General features: G+C 64.4%; 19 protein-coding genes. 11 read left to right on the forward strand and 8 right to left on the reverse strand.

The window, feature by feature from the left end; translation table 11 throughout:
* Positions 1–215: 215 nt before the first annotated feature.
* From NOM55_RS03545 to NOM55_RS03555, 3 genes are all read left to right on the forward strand, one after another.
* Positions 216–1,025, forward strand: coding sequence for a TIM barrel protein (locus NOM55_RS03545; RefSeq protein WP_255907520.1), 810 nt, complete (start codon positions 216–218; stop codon positions 1,023–1,025).
* 42 nt (positions 1,026–1,067) lie between these two features.
* Complete coding sequence (locus NOM55_RS03550; protein ID WP_255907521.1) at positions 1,068–2,114, forward strand: Gfo/Idh/MocA family oxidoreductase; 1,047 nt, start codon at positions 1,068–1,070, stop codon at positions 2,112–2,114.
* Between the two features lie 149 nt (positions 2,115–2,263).
* Positions 2,264–3,202, forward strand: coding sequence for a sugar ABC transporter substrate-binding protein (locus NOM55_RS03555; RefSeq protein WP_255907522.1), 939 nt, complete (start codon positions 2,264–2,266; stop codon positions 3,200–3,202).
* Between the two features lie 247 nt (positions 3,203–3,449).
* On the opposite strand, the gene NOM55_RS03560 is transcribed toward NOM55_RS03555, so the two are convergent.
* Positions 3,450–4,463 carry a LacI family DNA-binding transcriptional regulator gene (locus NOM55_RS03560; protein ID WP_255907523.1) on the reverse strand — a complete coding sequence of 338 codons (1,014 nt, stop codon included), beginning with the start codon at positions 4,461–4,463 and terminating at the stop codon, positions 3,450–3,452.
* A gap of 207 nt (positions 4,464–4,670) precedes the next feature.
* Here NOM55_RS03560 and NOM55_RS03565 point away from each other — a divergent pair, with 207 nt between their 5' ends.
* The 4 genes from NOM55_RS03565 to NOM55_RS03580 are packed head-to-tail and all read left to right on the forward strand — an operon-like array spanning position 4,671 to position 8,222.
* The gene (locus tag NOM55_RS03565) at positions 4,671–5,756 is read left to right on the forward strand and encodes a fatty acid desaturase (protein ID WP_255907524.1); all 1,086 of its coding nucleotides are present in this window, start codon (positions 4,671–4,673) and stop codon (positions 5,754–5,756) included.
* A gap of 55 nt (positions 5,757–5,811) precedes the next feature.
* Positions 5,812–6,132 (forward strand): MocE family 2Fe-2S type ferredoxin, encoded by a 321-nt coding sequence (locus NOM55_RS03570; RefSeq protein ID WP_255907525.1) that lies wholly within the window; start codon positions 5,812–5,814, stop codon positions 6,130–6,132.
* 13 nt (positions 6,133–6,145) lie between these two features.
* Positions 6,146–7,393 carry an NAD(P)/FAD-dependent oxidoreductase gene (locus tag NOM55_RS03575; RefSeq protein WP_255907526.1) on the forward strand — a complete coding sequence of 416 codons (1,248 nt, stop codon included), beginning with the start codon at positions 6,146–6,148 and terminating at the stop codon, positions 7,391–7,393.
* On the forward strand, positions 7,386–8,222 hold the full coding sequence (locus NOM55_RS03580) for a sugar phosphate isomerase/epimerase (protein WP_255907527.1): 837 nt from the start codon (positions 7,386–7,388) through the stop codon (positions 8,220–8,222). Before NOM55_RS03575 ends, NOM55_RS03580 begins: the two co-directional genes overlap by 8 nt.
* A gap of 309 nt (positions 8,223–8,531) precedes the next feature.
* Here NOM55_RS03580 and NOM55_RS03585 read toward each other — a convergent pair whose 3' ends face one another.
* Positions 8,532–9,752, reverse strand: coding sequence for a type II toxin-antitoxin system HipA family toxin (locus NOM55_RS03585; protein ID WP_255907528.1), 1,221 nt, complete (start codon positions 9,750–9,752; stop codon positions 8,532–8,534).
* A complete protein-coding gene (locus NOM55_RS03590; RefSeq protein WP_255907529.1) occupies positions 9,715–9,966 on the reverse strand; it encodes a helix-turn-helix domain-containing protein in 252 nt (83 codons plus the stop codon). The genes NOM55_RS03585 and NOM55_RS03590 overlap by 38 nt, the downstream gene beginning before the upstream one ends.
* An 859-nt stretch (positions 9,967–10,825) precedes the next feature.
* On the opposite strand from NOM55_RS03590, the gene NOM55_RS03595 reads away from it, so the two are divergent.
* The gene (locus tag NOM55_RS03595; RefSeq protein WP_255907530.1) at positions 10,826–12,415 is read left to right on the forward strand and encodes a PAS domain-containing methyl-accepting chemotaxis protein; all 1,590 of its coding nucleotides are present in this window, start codon (positions 10,826–10,828) and stop codon (positions 12,413–12,415) included.
* A 380-nt stretch (positions 12,416–12,795) separates the two neighbouring features.
* On the opposite strand, the gene NOM55_RS03600 is transcribed toward NOM55_RS03595, so the two are convergent.
* Together NOM55_RS03600 and NOM55_RS03605 are read right to left on the reverse strand one after the other, a co-directional pair.
* Positions 12,796–14,289 carry a CoA-acylating methylmalonate-semialdehyde dehydrogenase gene (locus tag NOM55_RS03600; protein WP_255907531.1) on the reverse strand — a complete coding sequence of 498 codons (1,494 nt, stop codon included), beginning with the start codon at positions 14,287–14,289 and terminating at the stop codon, positions 12,796–12,798.
* A 37-nt stretch (positions 14,290–14,326) separates the two neighbouring features.
* Positions 14,327–15,667: an aspartate aminotransferase family protein gene (locus NOM55_RS03605; RefSeq protein WP_255907532.1), complete on the reverse strand. Its 1,341-nt coding sequence runs from the start codon at positions 15,665–15,667 to the stop codon at positions 14,327–14,329.
* 103 nt (positions 15,668–15,770) lie between these two features.
* Here NOM55_RS03605 and NOM55_RS03610 point away from each other — a divergent pair, with 103 nt between their 5' ends.
* Both NOM55_RS03610 and NOM55_RS03615 read left to right on the forward strand, forming a co-directional pair.
* Positions 15,771–16,688: a LysR family transcriptional regulator gene (locus NOM55_RS03610; protein ID WP_255907533.1), complete on the forward strand. Its 918-nt coding sequence runs from the start codon at positions 15,771–15,773 to the stop codon at positions 16,686–16,688.
* Positions 16,689–16,850: 162 nt separating this feature from the next.
* Positions 16,851–18,194 carry an HD-GYP domain-containing protein gene (locus tag NOM55_RS03615; RefSeq protein WP_305118822.1) on the forward strand — a complete coding sequence of 448 codons (1,344 nt, stop codon included), beginning with the start codon at positions 16,851–16,853 and terminating at the stop codon, positions 18,192–18,194.
* Between the two features lie 571 nt (positions 18,195–18,765).
* Here NOM55_RS03615 and NOM55_RS03620 read toward each other — a convergent pair.
* The 3 genes from NOM55_RS03620 to NOM55_RS03630 all read right to left on the reverse strand — a co-directional run bounded on the left by NOM55_RS03620 (position 18,766) and on the right by NOM55_RS03630 (position 21,950).
* Positions 18,766–19,032 carry a YdbL family protein gene (locus tag NOM55_RS03620; RefSeq protein WP_238377379.1) on the reverse strand — a complete coding sequence of 89 codons (267 nt, stop codon included), beginning with the start codon at positions 19,030–19,032 and terminating at the stop codon, positions 18,766–18,768.
* A gap of 66 nt (positions 19,033–19,098) precedes the next feature.
* A complete protein-coding gene (locus NOM55_RS03625; protein ID WP_047968441.1) occupies positions 19,099–19,275 on the reverse strand; it encodes a YnbE family lipoprotein in 177 nt (58 codons plus the stop codon).
* Positions 19,272–21,950, reverse strand: coding sequence for a YdbH domain-containing protein (locus NOM55_RS03630; RefSeq protein ID WP_255907534.1), 2,679 nt, complete (start codon positions 21,948–21,950; stop codon positions 19,272–19,274). The genes NOM55_RS03625 and NOM55_RS03630 overlap by 4 nt, the downstream gene beginning before the upstream one ends.
* A 491-nt stretch (positions 21,951–22,441) precedes the next feature.
* Between NOM55_RS03630 and NOM55_RS03635 the strand changes: the two genes are divergently transcribed.
* Positions 22,442–23,674 (forward strand): retention module-containing protein (locus NOM55_RS03635; protein ID WP_255907535.1); only part of this gene is annotated, 1,233 nt, incomplete at its 3' end.

The following is a 23,674-nucleotide window of genomic DNA, read 5'->3' on the forward strand; positions in this document are numbered from 1 at the left end:
AGCAGGGGCGACAAGTTGGCGACGGGGTAACCGTCCAGCCGTCCTTTCTTTGATCAGAAATTGCAACCGGTAGCATCAATGGCAGAGGGAAGGCGTGCAACTGGTCAGGGTCAGGCTTTCCCCTTTTTTACGCATTGTTTTGCAACCGGTAGCAAAACGCGGTTGCAGTGAATGAATGCCGCGGCAGACACAACAAAACCCACATGGAGATTGAGATGAGCAGTCAGGATCAGCAGCAAGCCAGCCCGTTCACGCTGGCGGTATGTGCCGAAATGGTGTTTCGCGATTTACCCATCGTGGAGCGTATTCACCGCATTCACGAGCTGGGCTTCCAGGTGGAAATCTGGGACTGGACCCGCCACGACATCGATGCGCTGGCCCGTACCGGCGCCACCTTCTCGTCGATGACCGGCTATATCCGCGGCACGCTGGCCGATGCCGCCGGCGCCGAAGAGCTGCTGCACACCGCGCGCGAGTCGATCCCGGTGGCCAAGGCGCTGGGCATTCCGCGGCTGAACCTGCACGGCACCGGGCTCGATAACAAGGGCCTGCCGGTGCAGCCGGCGCACCACGTCAGCGGCGCCATGTGGCTGCAGGCACGCGACACCCTGGCGCAACTGGCCGAGCTGGGCGAGCGCGAAGGGGTGACCTTCGTGCTGGAAAACCTCAACACCGCGGTGGATCACCCCGGCGTGCCGTTTGCCCGCGCCGAGGACTGCCTGGCGCTGGTGGCGGCGGTGAACCGCCCCGGCCTCAAGCTGATGCTGGACCTGTATCACGCGCAGATCGGCGAGGGCAACCTGATCGAACTGCTGGGCAAGGCGCTGCCGCATATCGGCGAAATCCAGGTCGCCGACGTGCCCGGCCGCTGCGAGCCGGGCACCGGCGAGATCAACTATCCGGCCATCGCCCGGGCGCTGCAGGCGCTGGGCTACCGCGGCAGCATCGGTCTGGAAGCGTTTGCCTCCGGTGACGACGAGCTGGCGCTGCGCCGCTTCCGCGACGCCTTCACGCTGCCGGCCTGAGCGCGCTACTGCATTCATCCCCCACAAAACAAGGAGTGAGACATGTCTTCCACCAAACCCGTCGCCGTGGCGCTGATTGGCGCCGGTCGCATCGGCGCCTCGCATGCCGAGATCGTCGCCCGCCGCCTGAAAAATGCCACCCTGGCTGCCATTGCCGATCCGGCACCGGGCGCCGCCGCCAGCTTGGCCGACAAGCTGGAATGCCCGCTGGCCTACACCGATGTCGATGAACTGCTGGCCAACCCGGAGATCGAGGCGGTGATCATCGCTTCGCCGGCACGCTTCCATACCAACCTGGCAGTCGCCGCCGCCCGTGCCGGCAAGGCGGTGTTCTGCGAAAAGCCGATGGCGCTGACGCTGGCGGATGCCGAGCTGGCCATCGCCGCCGCACGCGAGGCCGGGGTGCCGCTGCAGGTGGGCTTCAACCGCCGCTGGGACCGCGCCTTTGCCGAAGGCAAGGCGGCGATCGAGGCCGGCAAGGTCGGCACGCCGCAGCTGCTGCGCTCGCTGACCCGCGACCCGGGGCCGTTTGGCGCCGACCCGGCGCGCATCCCGCCGTGGACGGTGTTCTTCGAAACCCTGATCCACGACTTCGACACCCTGCTGTGGCTGAACGCCGGCGCCAAGGCAACCGAGGTGTACGCGGTGGCCGACGCGCTGGTGCGCCCGGACTTCAAGGACAAGGGCCTGCTGGATACTGCGGTGGTCACCATCCGTTTCGACAATGGCGCGGTGGCGGTGGCGGAGGCCAACTTCAGCGCACTGTACGGCTACGACATTCGCGGTGAAGTGTTTGGCTCCGGCGGCATGGTCAGCATGGGCGACGTGCGCCGTTCCAGCATGACGCTGTTCGACAAGGATGGCGTCTCCAACGACACCTGGCGGCTGGACACCGACCATTTCATTGACGGCTACACCGCCGAGCTGCACGCCTTCGTCGCCTCGGTGCGCAGCGGCCGCAACAGCGGCCCGGACGGCGCGGATGCCAAGGCGGCGCTGGAAATCGCGCTGGCCTGCATTGCCTCGGTGACCGAGCGCCGCCCGGTGGCGCTGGCCGAGATCCGCGGCCAGGCGGCAATCCAGCCGTGATGAACAACCGGCCGCGGCGGGCGTACAGCAGGCGCCGTGCCGCGGCGGGTAAGGCAACAGCAGTCTGAAACAGCGTCATATGCCTGCCTGCTTTCCTGCGGGAAGGTGGCAGGTATCGGTGGTATTAATAAAACACAGGAGATACACCAATGAAACGTTTCATCAAGCATGCAGGTTCGGTAGTTCTGGTTTCCCTTGCCATGCAGGCCGTGCCGGCCTCCGCCGCCCGGCTGGGCGTGACCATGGCCACCTTCGACAATAATTTCCTGACCATTCTGCGCAACAACATGAAGAGTTACGCCGCCAGCCAGAAGGGGGTGAACCTGCAGCTGGAGGACGCGCAGAACGACGTTGGCCGCCAGATCAGCCAGGTGCAGAACTTCATCGCGCAGAAGGTGGACGCCATCGTGGTCAGCGCGGTGGATACCAGCACCACGCCGAAGATCACCAAGCTGGCGCAGGCGGCCGGCATCCCGCTGGTGTTCGTCAACCGCATGCCCACCGACAAGACCCTGCCGCCAAAAGTGGCGTTTGTCGGCTCGGATGACTCGGTGTCCGGCACCATCCAGATGAAAGAGGTGTGCCGCCAGCTCAACGGCAAGGGCAGTGTGGTGATCATGATGGGCGATCTGGCCACGCAAGAGGCACGCCTGCGCACCCGGTACGCGGAAGAGGTGATGGCCAAGGCGCCGTGCAACGGCATCAAGGTGGTGGAAAAGCAGACCGCCAAGTGGTCGCGCACCGAAGGCCGCGATCTGGTGATGAACTGGATGACCGCCGGCCTGAAGTTCGATGCCGTGGTGGCCAACAATGACGAAATGGCGCTGGGCGCGATCCAGGCGCTGAAGTCTTCCGGCAAGCTGGACAAGACCGTGGTCGCCGGCATCGACGCCACTCAGGATGCGCTGAACGCGATGAAGACCGGCGAGATGAAGGTAACGGTATTCCAGGATGCCGCGGCCCAGGGCAAGGGCGCGGTGGATGCGGCGATCAAGCTGGCGGCCGGCGAGAAGGTGCCGAGCATGATCTGGGTGCCGTACGAGCTGGTGACTGCGGCCAACTACAAGAACTACCAGAGTCGTAATTGACGAGCGGCACCATGGCCGCCCGCGCGGCAATGCGGCAACGCATTGTTGCGTGGTGGCGGCTGTGGCGCGGTCGTCAGCCGTTGTTGTCTCCCGCTTGGTAAGCTTGGGCACCCCGTTGGGGTGCCCTTTTTTGCGGGTGACGGAGCCCGCACTGGCGTCAGCCTTGGGCTGCCCGCAGCGTGCGGCTTGATGCGGTGGCCGTTGCGGCGCGGTGACAAGCCCGGCAGGGCTTGTCGGCCAGGGTTCGCTACACGTTGGCCGGGGTGTAGGTGATGAACGGCAGGCTGCTCTGCAGCGAGCCACGGGTGGCCTTGTCCTGAATCGCGGCCACCATCACCGCCACCAGTCGACTGGCCAGCCACTCCTGCGGATGCGACAGCACCATGTTGACGCGCCGCTCGATCAGCGCCTGCCGCGTCACCGCGGTCAGGTCCAGGCACACCGTCACCAGTCCCGGCGGCGGATTGCCGTCCTTCAGCGCCTGCAGCACGCCCTCAATACCGCCGCCGGCGATATAGATGCCGGTCAGGTCCGGGTGCTGCTTCAGCAATTCCAGCGTCGCCGACTGCGCCAGGTGGATGTCTTCCAGGCTGATCAGCGTGTCCAGCAGCTGGAACTGCGGCGCGAACTCGCGGAAGTAGGAGCGGAAGCTCATCTCGCTCTGCTCCTGGCACAGGTAGCGGTGGCTGCCGACGATCACCCCCACCTTGCCCGGCGCTGGCGCCAGCTCGGCAATCGCCCACGCCGCGGTGCGGCCAACCTTGCGGTGGTCGATGCCGACATAGCCGCTGCAGCTGTCGGCGGTGAGATCGGAAATCAGCGCGAACACCGGGATGCCGCGCGCCGTGATGTCGTCGATGGCCTGGCTGACCAGCGGGTGATCGGCCGCCACCAGCGCGATGGCGTCCACCTTCTTGCTCAGCTCGTACAGCTTGGCCACCACGTGTTCCGGTGTCAGCTCGTCCAGAAACGCCACCAACGCCTTGCCCGCGGGTTGCATCTGCGTCCGGGTCGCCGCCTCCAGCACGCTGCCCAGCTCGCTGTAGAAATGGGTGCTGCTCTTTTGCAGGATAAAGCCCAGCCGATAGCCGGCGGTGCGCTCGTCAAGCCGGTTGCGGATCAGGCCGGCGCGGCGAAAACCCAGCTTCTCGGCCGCCGCCAGCACCCGCTCGGCGGTTTCCTGGCTGACGCTGGCGCGCTTGTTGATCACCCTGTCCACCGTGGCCACGCCCACCCCGGCCTCGCGGGCCACATCCGTCATTGTCGGTCCCATTTTCTTGCCTTGTCTTGATGGTTTCTATCATTCACTTTTTACCATCAAATGATAGCTATTGATGCCAAGTGAAGCGGCCGGATTGTACGCTGGCGCTGGCTGATTATACTCGATTACACCCTGCAGCCACTTGATTGCCAACAAGTAATCGCCAGCAGGCGCATCACGACACCATACATCGGAGGATGATAGAAAATGATAGATAACAAGCAAATCCGGGACTACAGTCTCGATGGCCCCTGCGGCCAGCAGGCCGCCGCGCGCGGCCTGGTATCAGCACAGTGGTTTGCCTGCACGGTGGACCGCAAGACCATGAAACAGCTGATGCAGCGCGACGACTGGCAGGCGCTGAAATACCTGGGCAGCTGGCTGGCGTTGCTGATCGGCAGCGGCGTGCTGGCCTACCACGCCTGGGGCACGCCGTGGGCGGTGCCGGCCTTCCTGCTGTACGGCCTGCTGTATGCCGCCGGCGAGCACGGCTCGCACGAGCTGTCGCATGGCACGCCGTTTCGCACCGGCTGGCTGAATACCTTTTTCTTCCAGCTCACCTCTTTCCTGGCGCTGCATGAAACCGTGTTCTGGCGCTGGAGCCACGCCCGCCACCACACCGACACCATCATCGTCGGCAACGACCGCGAAATCGCTTTTCCGCGCCCCATCCGCCTGGCCGGGCTGTTTGCCGATTTCTTCTTCCTCAAGTCCGGCAGCATCGAGCTGGCGCGCACCGTGCGCCACGCCTGCGGCAGCGTCAGTAGCGCCACCCGCAGCTTCGTGCCGGCATCGGAAATCGGCCGCATGATCCGCTCCAGCCAGGTCTACACGCTGATCTTTGCCGCCACCATCGCCGCCTGCATCTACAGCGGCAGCATCCTGCCGGCCATGTTCGTGGTACTGCCGCGCTTTTACGGCTCGCCGCTGACCCAGGTGTTCAACATTACCCAGCACGCTGGCCTCGCCGAGAACGTGCTGGACCACCGCCTGAACACCCGCACCGTGATCTTCAACCCGCTGTTCGCCTTCCTGTACATGAAGATGAACTACCACGTGGAGCACCACATGTTCCCGATGGTGCCGTTCTACAACCTGCCCAAGCTGCACGCGCTGATCAAGGAGCAATGCCCGCCGGCCCACCCCGGCCTGGCCGACGCCTACCGCGAGATCATCCCGGCCCTGTGGCGCCAGCGCAGCGACCCCAGCTACACCATTCCGCGCCAGCTGCCGCCGCTGCCGGCCAGCCACCGCGTTGCGGCCAACCCTGAAGCCGTTCGCAGCTACGCCTGAACCCAGACAACCGCGCCGGCCAGCGCCGGCGACACCCACACCGAGGAACCAAACCATGAGCCACTGGATCGCCGCCTGTGATGTCGACGACATCGAGCAGGAAGACGTACTGCGCTTTGACCACACCGGCCGCACCTATGCCATCTACCGCGCACCGGATGACCAGTTCTACGCCACCGCCGGCACCTGCACCCACGAGAAGGTGCACCTGGCCGACGGCCTGGTGATGGATCACATCATCGAATGCCCGAAGCACAACGGCCGCTTCGACTACCGCAGCGGCAAGGCGCTGGGCGCGCCGGTATGCGTGAACCTGCAGACCTACCCGGTAAAACTGGAAGGCGGCCGGGTGTGGATCGCACTGGCCGACGCCTGAACGGAGCCGCGCCATGAACACCGCACCTATCATCATCGTCGGCGCCGGCCATGCCGGCGGCCGCGCCGCGCTGGCCCTGCGCGAACAGGGTTACGCCGGGCCACTGCTGCTGATCGGCGACGAGCCGCACCTGCCGTATGAGCGCCCGGCGCTGTCCAAGCAGCTGCTGCTGGACAGCCAGCCGGCGGACGCCTGCCACATCGGCAGCGCCGAGCAGTACCAGACGCTGGCCATCGAGCGGCTGAGCGCCACCCGTGTCAGCGCCATTGCCCCGGCCAAGCGCCAGATCACCCTGCACGATGGTCGCACGCTGCCCTATCACAAGCTGCTGCTGGCCACCGGCGGCCGTGCGCGCCAGGCCTGCTTGCCGGGTGCCGGTCTCGCCGGCGTGCAGCTGCTGCGCACACTGGACGACGCCGCCGCGCTGCGGCCACGGCTGCAGGCCGGGCAGCGGCTGGTGGTGGTGGGCGGCGGTTTCATCGGTCTGGAAGTGGCCGCCAGCGCGCGCCAGCTGGGCTGTGCGGTGACGGTGCTGGAAGCCGGCGACAGGTTGGCCGCACGCGCCTTGCCGCCGCTGATTTCCGCCAAGCTGCTGGCGCTGCACCGGGCGCGCGGGGTGGAAGTGCGCCTTGGCTGTCAGATCGCGGCCTTTCGCGGCGAAGGCAGCGTCAGCGCGGTAGAGCTGGCTGATGGCGAGCTGCTGGCCTGCGACACGGTGGTAGTGGGCATCGGCATCCAGCCCAACACCGAGCTGGCCGCCGCCGCCGGGCTGGCGGTGGGCAACGGCATCCGTGTCGATACCCGGCTGCGCACCAGCGACGCGCACATCTACGCGGTGGGCGATGCCTGCGAGTTTCCCTGCCCCATCAGTGGCCAGCCGCAGCGGCTGGAAACCTGGCGCAATGCCGAGGAACAGGGCCGCCACGTGGCGCGCAGCCTGCTGGGCGCCGCCGACGCCTATGCCGCGCTGCCGTGGTTCTGGTCCGACCAGTTCGACCACAGCCTGCAACTGGCCGGCCAGCTGCAGGCGGCGGCCAACTGTGTGACCCGCGCGCTGCCGGATGACGGCGTGCTGCTGTTCTACCTCGATGCGGCGGAGCGGCTACAGGGTGCCTGCGGCTGGGGCGCCGGTAACAGCATCGCCCGCGACATCAAGCTGGCGGAGATGCTGATCCGCAGCGGCAAGCCGCTGCCCGCCGCCGCGCTGGCCGACCCGGCCAGCAGTCTGAAATCCCTGCTCAAAGGAGTAGCCCGTGTCTAAGCAGTTGCTGATCTTTCAATCGATGTGGGCGATGGAGCGCATCCATCCCCACGGCCACACCGCCAGCGTGGAGGACAACCTGCAGCAGCTGGCCGCCGCCGGCTTTGACGGTTTTACCGACCACTACTACCAGCGCGCGCACGTACAGCGGCTGGCGGCCACCGCCCGCGAGCTTGGCCTGCAGGCCGAAGGCCAGGTGTTCCCCAGCGACATCGACGGCCTGCAACCGGCGCTGGAGCTGGGCAGCGAGTTCGGCTGCCACCACATCACCATCCAGGCCGACCTGCGCCCGCGCACGCTGCGCGAGGCGATCCGCGTGCTGGAAGGCTGGCAGCGGCTGGCGGAGCAGGTGGCCTTCCCGGTGCTGGTGGAGACACACCGCTACCGGCTGACTAACGACCTGCTGTTTACGCTGGACGTGCTGGAACAGCTGCCCGACCTCAAGCTGCTGGCCGACCTGTCGCACTACGTGGTGGCGCGCGAGCTGCCGCTGCCGCCGGCGGCGGAAGACCAGCGGCAGATGCACACCATTCTTGATCACAGCTGGGGATTTCACGGCCGGGTATCCAACGGCCATCAGGTGCAGGTGCCGCTGCGCTTTGACCAGCACCAGCCGTGGCTGCAGCAGTTCCAGGACTGGTGGCGCTACGGCATGCACAGCTGGCGAGCGCGCGCGGCGGCGGGCGACACGCTGTCGTTCACCTGCGAGCTGGGGCCGGCGCCATATGCGATCACCGGCGCCGACGGTCTTGACATCACCGACCGCTGGCAGGAGTCGCTGCAGCTGAAAGCTGTCGTCGAGCAGCTGTGGCGGGAGGTGGCGGCGTAGCGGGGCAGGGCGCCATCTGCCTGCTGCAGCTCAATGATTCGTCGCCCTCTGGCCAGGGGCGGCAGCTTGGTGCGGTCATAGAAACCGTACCATTCTCTACGTACAAAGAAATGCGGTTTCCTGATCTGAACGCAGTCATAAGCGAACCTACAAAACTGGGGTCGACTCAGCCAGCTTGTCGCGCTGGCGTCGTATGCCGTGAAAGATGGTCTCTGCCACATCTGCCGGGAAGTCTGACGGCAGACCTGCCTGTACCTCCTGCAAGACCTTGTCTGTGGTGTCGGCCAATTCGTGCAGCAGGTCTTTGGCCTAGGCCTCGGTCAGGCCGCTGCTACGCGCTTGCGCCAGCCAGTGGCGCGGCTGGATGCGATCGATCAGGTAGTGGTTGCTTTGCCCGCGCACAGCCATCGCGAGCTTGGCTTTTTGCGGCGCTACCTTGTCGGCACCATGGCCGATGACGGGGTGGGCGGACAGGATGTCGTATAGCGGTGTGGCACGGTAACGGCCAGCTGGCAGATGGAACAGACTAAAGTTCTTGGCGTGGCCGTCGGTGGCGGCCAGCAACCAGAACACCACCTGAGCCTTGAAAAACTGGCGGCGGTCGGTCTCGCTATTCTCCGACCCGGCCAGAATGTCGAGGATGCGTGCGATGCCGGGGCCACCGTCGCTCTGGTATTTGAGGTGGGGCGGCGTGGCGGTGGCTTGGCACAGATCTTCTTGCGGCAGGCGTATCCACCAGCTGCCGTCTGCGGACAGGCGGCGGTCAAAGCGTTCGACGATCAGTACTTTCTGTTCTTCAAAGCGGGCGATGTCGCAATGAGCCACCGGCAGGCCGAACGCGGTTACCAGTCGCGCGCATAGCCATTCGTTTTCGACCGAGCTATGCATGTCCGCCTGCATACCACCCACCAGCCCCAATGGCAGTTTGAAAATATGAGTGGTTGGCGTGCTGCCCAGTGGGCGTTGCCAGCGACCATCATGGTAGAGCAGGGCGGTTTTTTCTTGCGCCCCGGCGATGGACAGGCGCAAATCGGTGTCGGGGTCCATCTGGCCGGGCAAGCCAGGGCGTACGGTTTGACGCAGGAGGTTGGCGATGGCGACTTCGTCCAGCGTTTCGCCGGTGATGCTCTGCAGGTGTTGCGGCGTTTCGCCCTCTGGCAGCAGTTGCAGCGCGCCTACACAGTCGCGCCCTAGCGCGGCCAGGAGGGTGAAGGGCGCGCTATCGCTCAGTCGGTGGTGTTGTGCCAGACGACGACGGATGGCATCGCTATCGGGTAGCAGGTTATCGAAGTAGGCGTTGACCACCGCGCCACGATAAGCGGCATTGCCGGGCAAAAATGGCAGCGACAGCGACAGTGGTCGCGCTTGCGGATGATTGGGCCAGCTGTCGTTATAGGTGAAGGTTTCGCCACTGCGGGTGAGTGCCCACTCACCGACGAGCAGGCCGTTCATCCACACATTCAGCTGTTGTCGGTGACTTTTGCGGCCCATCTCACCAAGCCTCGTCGCTGACTGCCGGCGGTTTGTCATCGCGGGTGTGGATCACCAGTTCGGCATTCAGTGCGCGCAGTACCTTGCTCAGCCGCTCCACGCTGACGGCGCCGGGTCTGGCTTCCAATCGCGCATAACTCTGCTGGCTGATACCCAGCCGTTCGGCCAGCTGTGTCTGGGTCAGTCCGGCCTGGTGGCGCAGGCCGCGCAACATGGCTGGCAATTGTTCCGGTGTGATGATGGGGTAGTGCATGGTACCAGGCTCCGCATTTGATTCGTCTTACATGCTAGGAGTTGTAAACAGTAAATACAACATCTAAGTTGTATTTGTTGTTTACAACACATAAGGTGTGGCAATTGTGGGTGGCTTGGGACGGGTTAAGGTCAAATCCCCTTGGGAATACCTGTAAAAACGCAAAAAATCTTGTGACAGTTTTTGGCGAGGGCCTTCTCGATGCCATTACCGGCGTCTGCGACCAATTCTCGCCTAAGTTGCTGTATTTAAAAGAGAGGTTGTTTGGATTGAACTTGGTGGCATGTAACGTACAGCAGATTATTTGGCCTCATAACCCGAAGGTCGTAGGTTCAAATCCTGCTCCCGCAACCACATATAAAACCCTGATTCAATTCAAAAATTGAATCAGGGTTTTTTGTTTTTCAGGCCTCCCTGAGTGTCACAAACTGCTGTTGTGACATTTGCGTGCCAAATCCGTGACGCTGGCTGTGACAACCTGGGGTGCATTTTGACCTTGGGGTACAGCTTGTCACCGCCACATCTTGCTTCGGCCATGCCCAGCCCGGTTGGCGTCCCTTAAGTGTTCTACCGTGCCAAGCTTTTGCCTGTGTTCCCTGCCGTCATGTGAAACCTTAAGCGATGCAAGCCGCTGTTGCCCTTTCGCCGGTCATGCCCCGTGCTAGATATGCCTTCAAAGGCTAGGGGCAGAAGGCTGAGCCAGCCTCAGAATCCTACTGGACATCTTTCAACAGAAAAAACCACATCCACATAAAAACCTTCTGGAATAGTGAAGCCGAGTGTCATACAACGTAGATCAGGCGCTGACTTCAACACGACGGCGCGATCAGTCCCGTTAGCCACGCTTGAAGGGGTAGCCATGCGCCAGAATCTTCCCGTCACCGAGCAGGAGTTGTTTCTTGATCCGCGTAGTCCCATTGTCACCAAGACTGACCTTAAAGGCCGGATTTGCTATGCCAATCCGGCCTTTGTCGAAATCAGTGGCTTTACTGAGGCGGAGTTGATCGGTCAGCCGCACAATGTCGTACGCCATCCGGACATGCCAGCGGTGGCGTTTCTGGATCTCTGGAACACCATCAAGCGCGGCCAACCTTGGCAAGGACTGGTAAAAAACCGCGCCAAGAATGGCGCGTTTTACTGGGTGGATGCCTACGTGACTCCCTTGAGTGAAAACGGCCAACATATCGGCTACATGTCGGTACGTTCTACCCCCTCCCGTGACAAGGTCAGGGAAGCCGAGCTGCTGTATCGCGCCATCAACGCCGGGCAGGCCAGCTTTCCATCTACAGTGCAAACGACGACCCCATCCTGGCTGATGCTGCAGCTGGTGATCTTCAGCGTCACCCTGTTGGCTGGCGGCATCAGTATCCTGCTGTTGCCGAACGGCTGGCAGCAAGGTGCGCTCCTGCTGGCATTCCTGCTTGGCTGCCTTGCCACACTCGCGCTGCAACAACGAGTGCGGGCCACACTGCTTGCCGCGAATGCGGCGCTGCTTCGCTTTGGTGAGGGTAATTTCAAGGAGATGGTGGCGGTCCAGGGGCCACGTGAATGTGCCGACTTACGGCAGCGACTGGAAACAACCCGCATCAATCTGCGAGCCATCCTCGCCGACGTGGTCTCCGCCAGTGCCAGTATCGGTCAGGAGGCTGACAATATCGGCCGCCAGGCTGCCACTCTGCAGGAGCGGGCATCGGATGAAAGCAACGACATCGCTCACATCGCCGCCGCACTGGAGCAGCTGACCGTCTCGGTCAGCGAAATTGCCGATACCACCCGAACCGGCTCGGATCATGCCAGCACCGCACGCCAGCTGGTGCAGCAGGGTAGTGCCCACATGCAGCATACCTTGCAAAGCACCGACAGCATGCTCGCTGCCATTGGTGAGGTGCGCGCTACCCTGGAGCAATTGAACGGCGCGGTGACGCGCATCGGCTCAATAAGCCAACTGATCGGGGATGTGGCCGATCAGACCAACCTGCTGGCGCTTAACGCGGCCATTGAGGCGGCTCGTGCTGGCGAGCACGGTCGCGGTTTTGCCGTCGTCGCCGACGAGGTGCGTAAACTGGCCGAGCGTACCAGCCACAGTACCCGTGAGATCGGCGACTCGATCGGACAGGTTCGACAGCACACCGATGCCGCCTTGTCCTCCATTGACCACGCCAGCCAGGTGACAAGACAAGCCAGCGAGCTGATCGGCGCGACCTCGTCCAGTCTGGTACAGATTGATCAGGCGAGTCTGGGCGTGGCCAACAGTGCGCAGGATGTGGCGTCCATGCTGGTACAGCAATCGCGCGCCTCGACCGAGGTCGCCCACAATATGGAAAAGGTCAGTGCCATCACCGAAAATAACGCCCATAACGTGGCGCAGACTGCTCATGCTGCGGGTGAGCTGATGGGAACCACCAAGGCGTTGAAACAGCTGGTGGCGCACTTCGAAAAGTCATTGTGAGTCGTGGTGTATCCGCCCGTAATGGGAGGGGGGCTTGGTGCCCGGGTTCTTTGCCGGGTGTTTTGGTCCGCTGGGTTGCTTTTTCCTGTGTTGGGCGCAGGTTCGGGAACGTGCTCAAGCAGGCCGCCAAGCGGGCAGTCGACGTGACCTGTCCCGGGGCTACGCAAAGCAAACCCTGCTGTGGCTCGGGAATATCCGCCAAAAATGGACGATCTCGGTTCGTGACGGGAAGGTCTTGCAGACTCGATCGGTTGTGTGGCGATGCGCCCAGACGGTGAGCACGGCCTTGATCACACGCGGGCGCTGCGTGTGCAGCGCCCGCGTTGTATGGTGTGCCAGCCAGCCAGCCAGCCAGCGGGCTTGGCCTGGCGTGGCCCGTGTTACAGGCTAGGGAAGGCGAACTGCGACGCCTCGTGGCTGGCGCGCTGCGGCCAACGTTGGGTGATGGTCTTGCGCTTGGTGTAGAAGCGCACGCCGTCCGGGCCGTAGGCATGCAGATCGCCGAACAGCGAACGCTTCCAACCGCCGAAGCTGTGGTAGGCCACCGGCACCGGCAGCGGCACGTTGACGCCGACCATGCCGACTTCGATCTCGTCGCAGAACAGGCGCGCCGCTTCACCATCGCGGGTGAACAGGCAGGTGCCGTTGCCGTATTCGTGGTCGTTGATCAGCTGCATCGCGGCTTCCAGGCTGCCAACGCGCACGATGCACAGCACCGGCCCGAAGATTTCCTCGCGATAGATGCTCATCTCCGGGGTGACCTTGTCGAACAGCGTGCCGCCGACAAAGAAGCCGGATTCGCAGCCGGGCACCGACAGCTGGCGGCCATCGACTACCAGCTCGGCGCCCTGCGCCACGCCGCTGTCGATATAGCCCTTCACCTTGTCGCGTGCCGCGCCGGTGACCAGCGGGCCCATGTCCAGGCCGCAGGAGGTGCCGGCACCGATCTTCAGCGCCGCGATCTTCGGTACCAGTTTTTCCACCAGCTTGTCGGCCACCTGGTCGCCGACGGCGACTACCACCGAGATCGCCATGCAGCGCTCGCCGCAGGAACCATACGCCGCGCCCATCAGCGCGTTGACGGTGTTGTCGAGGTCGGCATCCGGTAGCACCACGGCGTGGTTCTTGGCGCCGCCCAGTGCCTGCACCCGCTTGCCGCGGCGGGTGCCTTCGGCATAGATGTACTCGGCAATCGGCGTGGAGCCGACAAAGCTCAGCGCCTTCACTTCCGGCGCCTCGATCAGCGCGTCGACGGCAGCCTTGTCGCCGTGCACCACGTTGATCACGCCCTTGGGCAGGCCGGCTTCGTGCAGCAGCTGGGCAATGAACATGGTGGAGCTGGGGTCGCGCTCGGACGGCTTCAGGATGAAGCAGTTGCCGCACACGATGGCCAGCGGATACATCCACAGCGGCACCATGGCCGGGAAGTTGAACGGGGTGATGCCGGCCACCACGCCCAGCGGCTGGTGGTCGGACCAGCTGTCGATATTGGGGCCGACATTGCGGTTGTATTCGCCCTTCAGCAGTTCCGGCGCGCCGCAGGCGTATTCCACGTTCTCGATGCCGCGCTGCAGCTCGCCGACCGCGTCTTCGATGGTCTTGCCGTGCTCTTCGCTGATCATGGCGGCGATCTTGTCACGGTTGGCTTCCAGCAGTTGCTTGAAGCGGAACATCACCTGCGCTCGCTTGGCCGGCGGGGTGTTGCGCCAGGCCGGGAACGCCGCCTTGGCCGCGTCGATGGCGGACTGGATGGTAGCCTGGTCGGCCAGCGCCACCTGGCGCACGGCTTCGCCGATGGACGGGTTGAACACCGGGGCGGTGCGGCCAACGTTGGTGACGAGCTCACCATTGATCAGATGGGCGACGGTAGTCATGTCTTTACTCTCCGGTATGCGGGAAATCGGTTGGCGATCAGGCGGTCTGGTTCAGGAAGTCGCCGACGGCGTTGAACAGGGTGTCCAGCTGCTGCGCAGTGGTGTTGAAGGTCGGCCCGAACTGCAGCGTGTCGCCACCGAAGCGCACGTAGAAGCCGGCCTGCCACAGCTTGATGCCGGCCTCGTACGGGCGGATGGCGGCGTCGCCGTCGCGGGCGGCCAGCTGGATGGCGCCGGCCAGGCCGCAGTTGCGGATGTCCACCACGTGCTTGCTGCCCCGCAGGGCATGCAGTTTTTCCTCGAACACCGGTGCCAGCGCGGCGGATTGCTCGATCAGCTGGTCACGCTGCAGCAGCTCCAGGGTGGCGAGGCCGGCGGCGCAGGCCACCGGGTGGCCGGAATAGGTGTAGCCGTGGGTGAACTCGATCATGTGCTCGGGCGTGCCCTGCTGCATGAAGGTGTTGTAGATCTCGCTGGAGGCGATCACCGCGCCCAGAGGAATGGCGCCGTTGGTCACCTGCTTGGCGGTATTCATGATGTCCGGGGTGACGCCGAAGTAGTCGGCGCCGGTCCACTTGCCCATGCGGCCAAAGGCGGTGATCACTTCGTCGAAAATCAGCAGGATGCCGTGCTGGCTGCAGATTTCGCGCAGGCGCTGCAGATAGCCCTGCGGCGGCACGATCACGCCGGCGGAACCGGACATCGGCTCCACGATCACCGCGGCGATGTTGGAGGCGTCGTGCAGCTCGATCAGCTTCAGCAGCTCGTTGGCCAGCTCCACGCCGCCGGTTTCGGCCATGCCCTTGGTGAAGGCCATGCCCGGCTGCAGCGTGTGCGGCAGGTGGTCGGCATCCATCAGCTGGCCGTACAGCTTGCGGTTGCCGCCGATGCCGCCCAGCGCGGTGCCGGCGATGTTGACGCCGTGGTAGCCACGGGCGCGGCCGATGAAGCGGGTCTTGCTCGGCTGGCCTTTCAGGCGCCAGTAGGCCTTGGCCATCTTCACCGCGGTGTCGGCACATTCGGAGCCGGAGCCGGTGAACAGCACGTGGTTGAGGCCGTCCGGCATCAGGCCGGCGATCTTGTCGGCCAGGCGGAAGGCCAGCGGGTGGCCATACTGGAAGCCCGGCGCGTAGTCCAGAGTGCCCAGCTGGCGTGCCACCGCCTCCTGGATCTCCGGACGGTTGTGGCCGGCGCCGCAGGTCCACAGGCCGGACAGACTATCGAAGATGCGGCGACCCTTGTCGTCGATGAAGTAGTTGCCGTCGGCGCCCACGATGATGCGCGGGTCACGCTTGAACGCGCGGTTGGCCGAAAACGGCATCCATTGGGCATCGAGATTCAGATCGCTGACGGCAAATTGGTCGTTGCAGTTGTTCATTGCGTGGCTCCTGTGAGCGCTGGGTTGATGGTGTTAGCTTGCAATAGAACTGTAGGTGAGTTAAATCACATCTTTCTCACGTTAAGTTGAGTATTTGTTAAACATGAGCAAGAAGGCATCCCTGGGCCAGGTCAGCGATTTCGATATCCGTCTGCTGCGCCTGTTCAAGACCGTGGCCGAGTGTGGTGGCTTCTCGGCGGCGGAAAGCGTGCTGGGCATCAGCCGCTCCGCCATCAGCCTGCACATGGGCGATCTGGAAAAGCGCCTCGGCATCCGCCTGTGCCAGCGTGGCCGCGCCGGGTTTGCGCTCACCGACGAGGGGCGCGAGGTGCTGCACGCCAGCCAGAGCCTGCTGGCGGCGATCGAAGGCTTTCGCAGCCAGGTCAACCAGCTGCACCAGCAGCTGCGTGGCGAGCTGAACATCGGCATCGTCAACAGCCTGGTCACGCAGTCGCGCATGCGCATCACGCAGGCACTGCGCGCGCTGAGCGAGCAGGGGCCGGGGGTGCGCATCAATATCGGCATGATGACGCCCAGCGACATCGAGCTGCGGGTGCTGGACGGCCAGCTGCACGTCGGCGTGGTGCCGCTGGTCAGCCCGCTGGCCGGGCTGGATTACATTCCGCTGTACGAGGAAGACTCGCTGCTGTACTGCAGCCAGGGCCACCCGCTGTTCTGGCGCGCCGATACCGATATCAGCGACGCCGACATCGCCGCCGCGCCGGCGGTGATCCCCGGCTTTCGCCTGCAGCCGGAGGCGCAGCAGTGCCAGCAGGCGCTGAATGGCAGCGCCACCGCCAGCGATCGCGAAGGCATCGCCTTCCTGATCCTGACCGGGCGCTACATCGGTTACCTGCCGGACCACTTTGCCGCCAGCTGGGTGGCGCAGGGCAAGCTGCGCGCCATCCGCCCGCAGCAGCTGCACTACCAGGTGCCGCTGACGGTGGTGACGCGCAAGGGGCGGCGGCCCAACCTGGTGCTGGAAAAATTCCTGCACGAGCTGGCGGTCAGCAGCGACTGACACGGCCCGCGAGCCGGTGGTCGCAATTGATGCATTGTGGGTTTTCTATGGAAATCGGGTTGCGAATGGCTATCGCCGCCGCCGTTTTTATCGCATCCTGCGCAGCATTGCCGTGCGGCCAACGTTGGCCGCGACTGCCGGCTCATTTCATGCAGGATATCCATGGCGACCACCCTGAAACTGTCCGAACTCATCAGCGCGCTCAGCTACGCGCTGGATATCACCGAGGGCCAGCCGGAAGGCCACTGCATCCGCAGCTGCTGGATCGGCATGCACATCGGCCAGGCGTTGGGGCTGACGGCGCCGCAGCTGTGGGATCTGTACTACACCATCCTGCTGAAAGACCTGGGCTGCAGCAGCAACGCGGCGCGCATCAGCGAGCTGTATCTCACCGATGACCGCCAGTTCAAACAGGATTTCAAGCTGATCGGCGCCAGCCTGCCGCAGATGCTGGGCTTCGTGTTCAGCAACACCGGCACCCACGCCAGCAGCTGGCGCCAGCGCGCGCAATCCATCCTCAACGTGCTGCGCCACGGCAAGGAAATGGCCGACGAGCTGATTAGCACCCGCTGCCATCGCGGAGCCGACATCGCGCGCCAGCTGCGTTTCAACGGCAGCGTGGCCGCCGGCATCCAGGCGCTGGATGAGCACTGGGATGGCTCCGGTCGGCCGCTCGGCCTGCAGGGCGAGACCATTCCGCTGTCGGCGCGCATTGCGCTGCTGGCGCAGGTGCTGGACGTGTTCCATGTCACCCACGGCCGCCACGCGGCGCTGACCGAGGTGCAATCGCGCGCCGGCAGCTGGTTCGACCCGCAGCTGGTCACGGTGGTCGGCCAGCTGGGCGCCAGCGCGCCGTTCTGGCAGCAGCTGGAAGCCGACGATATCGACCAGGCGGTGCTGGCGCTGGAGCCGGCACAGTGTGCGGTGCCGTTGGACGAGGACTATATGGACGAGATCGCCGAAGGCTTTGGCCAGGTGGTGGACTCCAAGAGCCCGTTTACCGCCGGCCACAGCCAGCGCGTCGGCCATTACGCCGACTGCATCGCCGCCGAACTGGGTATGGCGCCGGCACGCCGCCGCTGGCTGAAACGCGCCGCCTTGCTGCACGACGTGGGCAAGCTGGGGGTCAGCAACACCATCCTCGACAAACCGGGCAAGCTGGACGCCGACGAATGGGCGGCGGTGCAGCGCCACGCCGGCTACACCGAGACCATCCTCGAACGCATCGGGCATTTTGCCGAGATGGCACGGGTGGCCGGCGCGCATCACGAAAAGCTGGATGGCAGCGGCTACCCGCGCGGGCTGGGCGCCGACGCCATCGCGCTGGAAACCCGCATCATCACCACCGCCGACATTTTTGACGCCATCAACGCCGAGCGCCCGTACCACCCGGCCACGCCGGTGGCCAGGACGCTGGACATCATGCGCCAGCACCTGCACAGCGCCATCGACGCGGAGTGCTTTGCCGCGCTGGAGCGGGTGCTGCGCGCCGAGGGCGCACTCTAGGGGGGCGAGGTTGCCGGCGCCGTGACCCGATGAGGGGCGGGCCAGATGTCGTATCGCGGCGTGGCACGGCAGCCTGCGCCCGCGCCAGCAGGGGGGAGCCGCCCCACATGGCGCAAAGGTTGGCCGCAAGCGCCTGCGCCTCTTACTGGCAGCGGCGAGCGATGCGACATGCACGATCCTTCATGGCTGAAGCGGCAACTTGGCGCCGCTAACAAAACCTAGCAGAGCACCTGAGCCAAGGCGCGCCGACGCAGACAGTCCAAGTCGTACGGCAAGGGGGCGCAACGCAGGATCAGGGGTTTTGTTAGCAGCTCATATCGCTGAAATGAACACGCTGCTGCTGGTGACCGTCGTACGGTACGAGGGTACGGGCTGCACTTACAGGGCAGGCTGGGGCGGTGCATGCCCTTGCTCATCCCGGCGTCAGGCAATGACGCCTTCCCGCCGCGACAGCAACGGCCATTCCGGCAACGGGTTTGCGCAATGCGTGTCGCTCATCAGGCATTGTCCGCCAGCGCCGCGGGCAGGCCGGCGTGCCGGGCCGGCACCCGGCTATGCTGCTGGGCGGTGACTACTTCTTCACCCACTGGCCGTTGGGTGCCTTGACGTAGCTGCCGGGCGGGGTTTTTTCGATGGCTTTCTGGCCGGCCAGTATCGCGACCTGGTCCAGGGTGGTGCCGTTTTTCTTGGCGATGGCGTCATAGGCCTCGCGGCGCTTGGCGTTGATGTCCGCCGCCAGCGAGACCGCTTCCGGGGTGGCTTTCACCACGCCGAGGTAGCCATCCGGCTGTTCGCCGACCAGGCCCTGCGCCTTGGCGCCGCCCACGTCCAGTGCCATTGCCAGGCTGCTGCAGAGCAGCAGGCCAATTGCCATCCATCGTGCTGCCGTTTTCATGCTGTGCTCCTAGAACAGACTGCTGTCGGTGGTGAGGTTGTCGATGTCTTTTTCCACCTTGAGGCGGATTTCGTGATCGATCTTCACGTTGAGGTTGATGGTGATGGGTTCCTTGGGCACTTCCAGTGCCACCCGCGGGGTGCAGGCGGTCAGTGCCAGGAGCGGTATCAGCCAGACGGGTTTCATGGCGAAGTCTCCGGTGTGGGGTTGCGCGTGGCAGCCGCTTGTTTGCGGCTGAGCACACGGCGGGATATTTCATCTCCGATACGCAGGCTGCGTAACAGTTCCAGCACATTTTCACTATGGCTGTAATTCAGCACCACAGGTTGGCGATTTTGTCTGGGGTTGACCCCTTTCAGCGTCACCTGGGCGTCCAGCAGGCCGTTCCTCGACATGGCCAGCCGGGCCTGGAAGTCGTTGACGTCCAGCTCACTGAGTATGTCCAGCGCCAGCTGCACCGCCCGGTTGGATTGTGCCATGGCCGTTACACCGGCGCTGGCCGGCACGCGCAGGGTCAGCTCGCCCTCGTTGCGCAGCAACCCGTCTTGCAGCGCGATGCCCGCCGGTAACAGTTGCAGCGGCAGGGTGCCGCCGACGCGACCGGTGAGCTGTACCGTGGGCTGCGGGTCGTTCTGCAGCGCCGCCACGGCGGCCAGGTCCAGCTGCTGCACGGTCACCGGCTGGAAGGCGCTGGACGGCCAGCGCAGGCTGTCGGCCTGCAGGTTGCCGCCCAGCACTTTGGCGTGCACGGCGCCCAGCTGCCAGTCCTGCAGGTCGGAGCGCAGGGTGAGCGACACCTCCTGCAGCAGGGTGCCGACGTCCAGCTGCGCCAGTTGTAGCGGGCCGTCGCTCTGCAGCTGCAACTGACCGGGGCGTGCGGCCAACGTTAGCCGGCCACGGCCACCGTTGGCAAGGATGCCGCCCCAGTCCAGCGCCACATCACTCAGTCGCACGTCGCCGTTCAGTTGCCATTGTTTTTGCCATTGCCACTGCAGCTTGCTGGCCAGCTGCCCCTGTTGCAGGGTAACGCCCAGGCCGCGGCTCATGGCGGCGCTCAGCGGCGTATCCAGCTGCAGGCTGCCGACGGCGCCCTCGCCGTGGCGGCGGGCGGTCAGCTGCAGCTTGCTGCGCCAGGCCGGCAGCTGCAGCTGGCCGCTGGCACGCTCGCCGGCCAGTTGCAGCGTGCCGTTGGCCGGCGGCAGCGTCCAGCGGCTTGCCACGGCGCCACCTGCCGTCAGCGCCAGCTGGCCGTGGGCACGACTGCCGTCGCTCAGCAGCGCGCTGGTGGCCTGCAGGCTGAGCGGCTTGAGCAGCACGCTGTCGACGATGCCTTCGGCCACACTCAGTTTGCTGCCGCTCTCCAGTTGCCAGTTGCCTGCGTTGCCACGCCAGTTGGCCGCCAGTTGCAGCGCGCCGCCTTTGCTGTAGAACGGCGGGCGACTGCTGGCGGCGAGGCTGCCTTGCCAGCCCGCCCCCTGCTGGCGTGCGACCACGCTGCCCTTGAGCGGCCAGTCCCGATAGTGGCCGGCAAAGCTGGCGTTAAGCAGCGGCTGGCGCGGATCGATGGCGTTGACCGGCAGGCTGATCACCAGCGCCAGTGGCGGCTTGCTGACCTTCAGTTGCAGCGGGGCGCCGTGCGCGCCCTGCGCGTCGAGCTGGCCGCGCCACTGGCCGGCCAGCTGCAAGCCGGCATGGCGGCCGGCCAGCGCCAGCGCGCCTTGCCACTGCCAGCGGCCATCGCCCCAGCGCAGTGTGCCGTCGTGACTGCTCAGTTGCAGCTGCTGGTAGTCGAGACGGAACGGCAGGCGGCTGCTACCGCTGGTGGTCAGCGGCAGTTGCCACGCTTGCGGCCAACTCAGGCGCACGCCCTGCGGCAGGCGGGCCTGGCCGGCCGCCAGCGTCAGCTGGCGACTGGCCCATTGCAGTGGGATACGGGCGTGCAGGTCTTTGCCATCCAGCTGCAGCAGGCCGCTGCCACGCTGCAGGCTGTGATCCTGCGGGGTGAGTTGCAGCTGCAGCTTGCCCTGTGGCCCACTGGCCAGCAGGTCGGCCTGCAGGCTGTGCACGCCGTCCAGATCGCCGCTGGCCTGCAGCGCCCGGCGCGGCTGCAGCAGCCAGCCGGCGGCCAGCGGTAGCGCGTGCGGCAGCGTGGCCTCCAGCTGCCACTGGCGGTTGTGCAGCGTGGCCTGCAGGCGGGCATCGCCACGGCGGGCATCGCCCTGATAGCCCAGCTGGCGGCCGTCGGCCTGCACGCGGGCTTGCAGCTGGCCGGGCAACCAGCGTCCGCTGGCCTGCAGCTGCCATTGCCCCAGCAGCTGCGGCGAAAGCCGCGCTGCGGCCAACATGCCCCGTGCCTGCCACTGGCCGTTGTCGCGCCGGTAGTCCAGCGCCAGCTTGTCGGCACCCTGTGTCAGCTGCGCCTGCCAGCGTTCGTTTTGCTGTGTAACGGCGGCGGCCAGCGCGGGCAGACCGGGGGTCTGCAGGCTGGCGATGTGCAGGGTAAACGGCGGCAGGCCGGCGGGCGGCGGGGCCGGCAGCTCGCGGCGGCTGGACTTGTTGCAGGATTGCAGCTGCAGTTGCTGCAGGCTGATGGTCAGCGGCTGCCAGCGCTCGATGCGCAGACCGCTGCCCTGGGCGGCGACGCAATCCTGCTGCCGCCATTGCCATTGCGCGATCGTGGCGCCGCCATCGCGCCAGCCCGGCCCCTGCAGTTGCAGGCCCTGTTGCTGCAGCCACCAGCGGGCGCCGGCCACCGCCGCCAGCAACAGTGCCAACAGTACGAGCAGGGTAAACAGCAGCCAGCGGCGCCCACGGTGGTGGGCGGCTGGTGAAGTGGTCGGCGGGGTTGGGGGCTGGGTCATGGCTTAGTGGCGAGATCGATGTCGTTGTTGTCGTGGTGCTGTCGCCGGCAGGGCTGCGCGCGGCAGCCTGTTGCTGCGGCAGTCTTGAGAAGGGGCCACTGGGCGGATTGTCTGGCAACAAGAGGAGCCATCGCTGGGCGGGTACCGTAAGGCATGAATAGCTGAAGTATATACGGCACGGCGGCCGATGCTGAATGGGTGTGCCGGTGGTGCTTGTGACAAGTAAAGAATTATTCGTGGTCACAAGGATAAACAAGGGGGAGAGCAGGTGCGGCTCGTTAATCCGGTGCATTGACTTCCGAGCGACCGTCTTGCTCTTGTTTCCGGCGAGTGCGAAGAAGGGGTTTCCCCGACTAAATGTGACTCCGTGTGCACAAAAATGCAGACACGTTCTTTGCGGCGTTTCTCGTGTTGCCCTTTAGTACAATGGGCTAAATTTTCGCGTTCCAGTAGATTGACTGCATCATGCAAAATGTCAATGGAGTGTTTAAATGAGTGCAGCCCACAATCAAGGCAAGATCGTTGCAATTAGCGGCAAGATCATCGCAGTTGCGGTAGATGGTTCGCAGCGCGTACTGAAGGTGGGCGACACCGTAGCGGTGGGCGAGCGCCTAATTGTACCGGCTGATGGTGTCATCGAGCTGCGGGCAGACAATGGCAACATCGTAAAAATTGCTGAAGCCCGTGATCTGACTATTACCGATGACGTATTCGGTCCTGCAACCGCCGATGTCACCGATGCCGCACTGGCTACCCTGCCAAGCGAAGCGCAGCAAGTCTTGGCGGCGCTGCAGGATGGTCAGGATCCATTGCAGAACCTGGAAGCGACCGCAGCCGGCCTGGCCGCAGGTGGTGGTGAAGATGGTGGCAGCTCCTATACCATCCTGGGGCGTGTCAGCGAAGACATTACCGATGCCAGTCTGGCGGCGGGTACTGCTAGCGATGCCAGCATTGAAACCATTGCCGCCACGACCGGCAGCCTGGATGCCTCCCAGACGTTCAACCAGCCTTCCGTGCTGGTTGCTGATAGCAACTTCATTGATGAAGACGGCATGGCTACCGGCAATCTGCTGGAGAATGACAGTGACACTGACGACGCGCTCAGTGTTGTTGGTATCACGGTCAACGACCGTACTTTCCCTGTGGATACTGAAGAAGGCGCATTCATCGAACTCGAGTCTGGGGTGCTCCAGGTCAGTGCCAACGGCGATTACATTTTCTCTCCGGCAAACAACTGGAACGGCACCATTCCAGTTATTACCTACACCACCAACACCGGTAGCAGCAGCACGCTGACCATCACCGTCAATCCGGTAGATGACCCTAGTGTGCTGAAGGCAGACAGCAATACAGTTGAGGAAGACACGCCAGCCAAGGGTAATGTGCTGGAAAACGACAGCGACATTGATAGCGAGCTGAGTGTGGTGAGCATTACCGTCGACGGCCGCAGCTATACCGTTGACGCTCAGGATGGCGCTTTCGTCGAGCTGGAATCCGGCATGCTGGAAGTTTCCGCTAATGGCGATTACATCTTTACCCCAGCCAGTAACTGGCACGGCACGGTACCCACCGTTGCATACACCACTAATACTGGTAGCAGTAGCACCCTCAATATCAGCGTCACCCCGGTGACCGACGGCTTCAGCGACGGCAATGAAACCGTCAGCGTGGCGGAAGACACCACCCTGGAAGGCAGCGTGCTGGGCGGTACCAGCAGCGTGGAC

This window comes from Vogesella sp. AC12, from assembly GCF_024437575.1.
In the GTDB taxonomy this organism is placed as follows: domain Bacteria; phylum Pseudomonadota; class Gammaproteobacteria; order Burkholderiales; family Chromobacteriaceae; genus Vogesella; species Vogesella indigofera.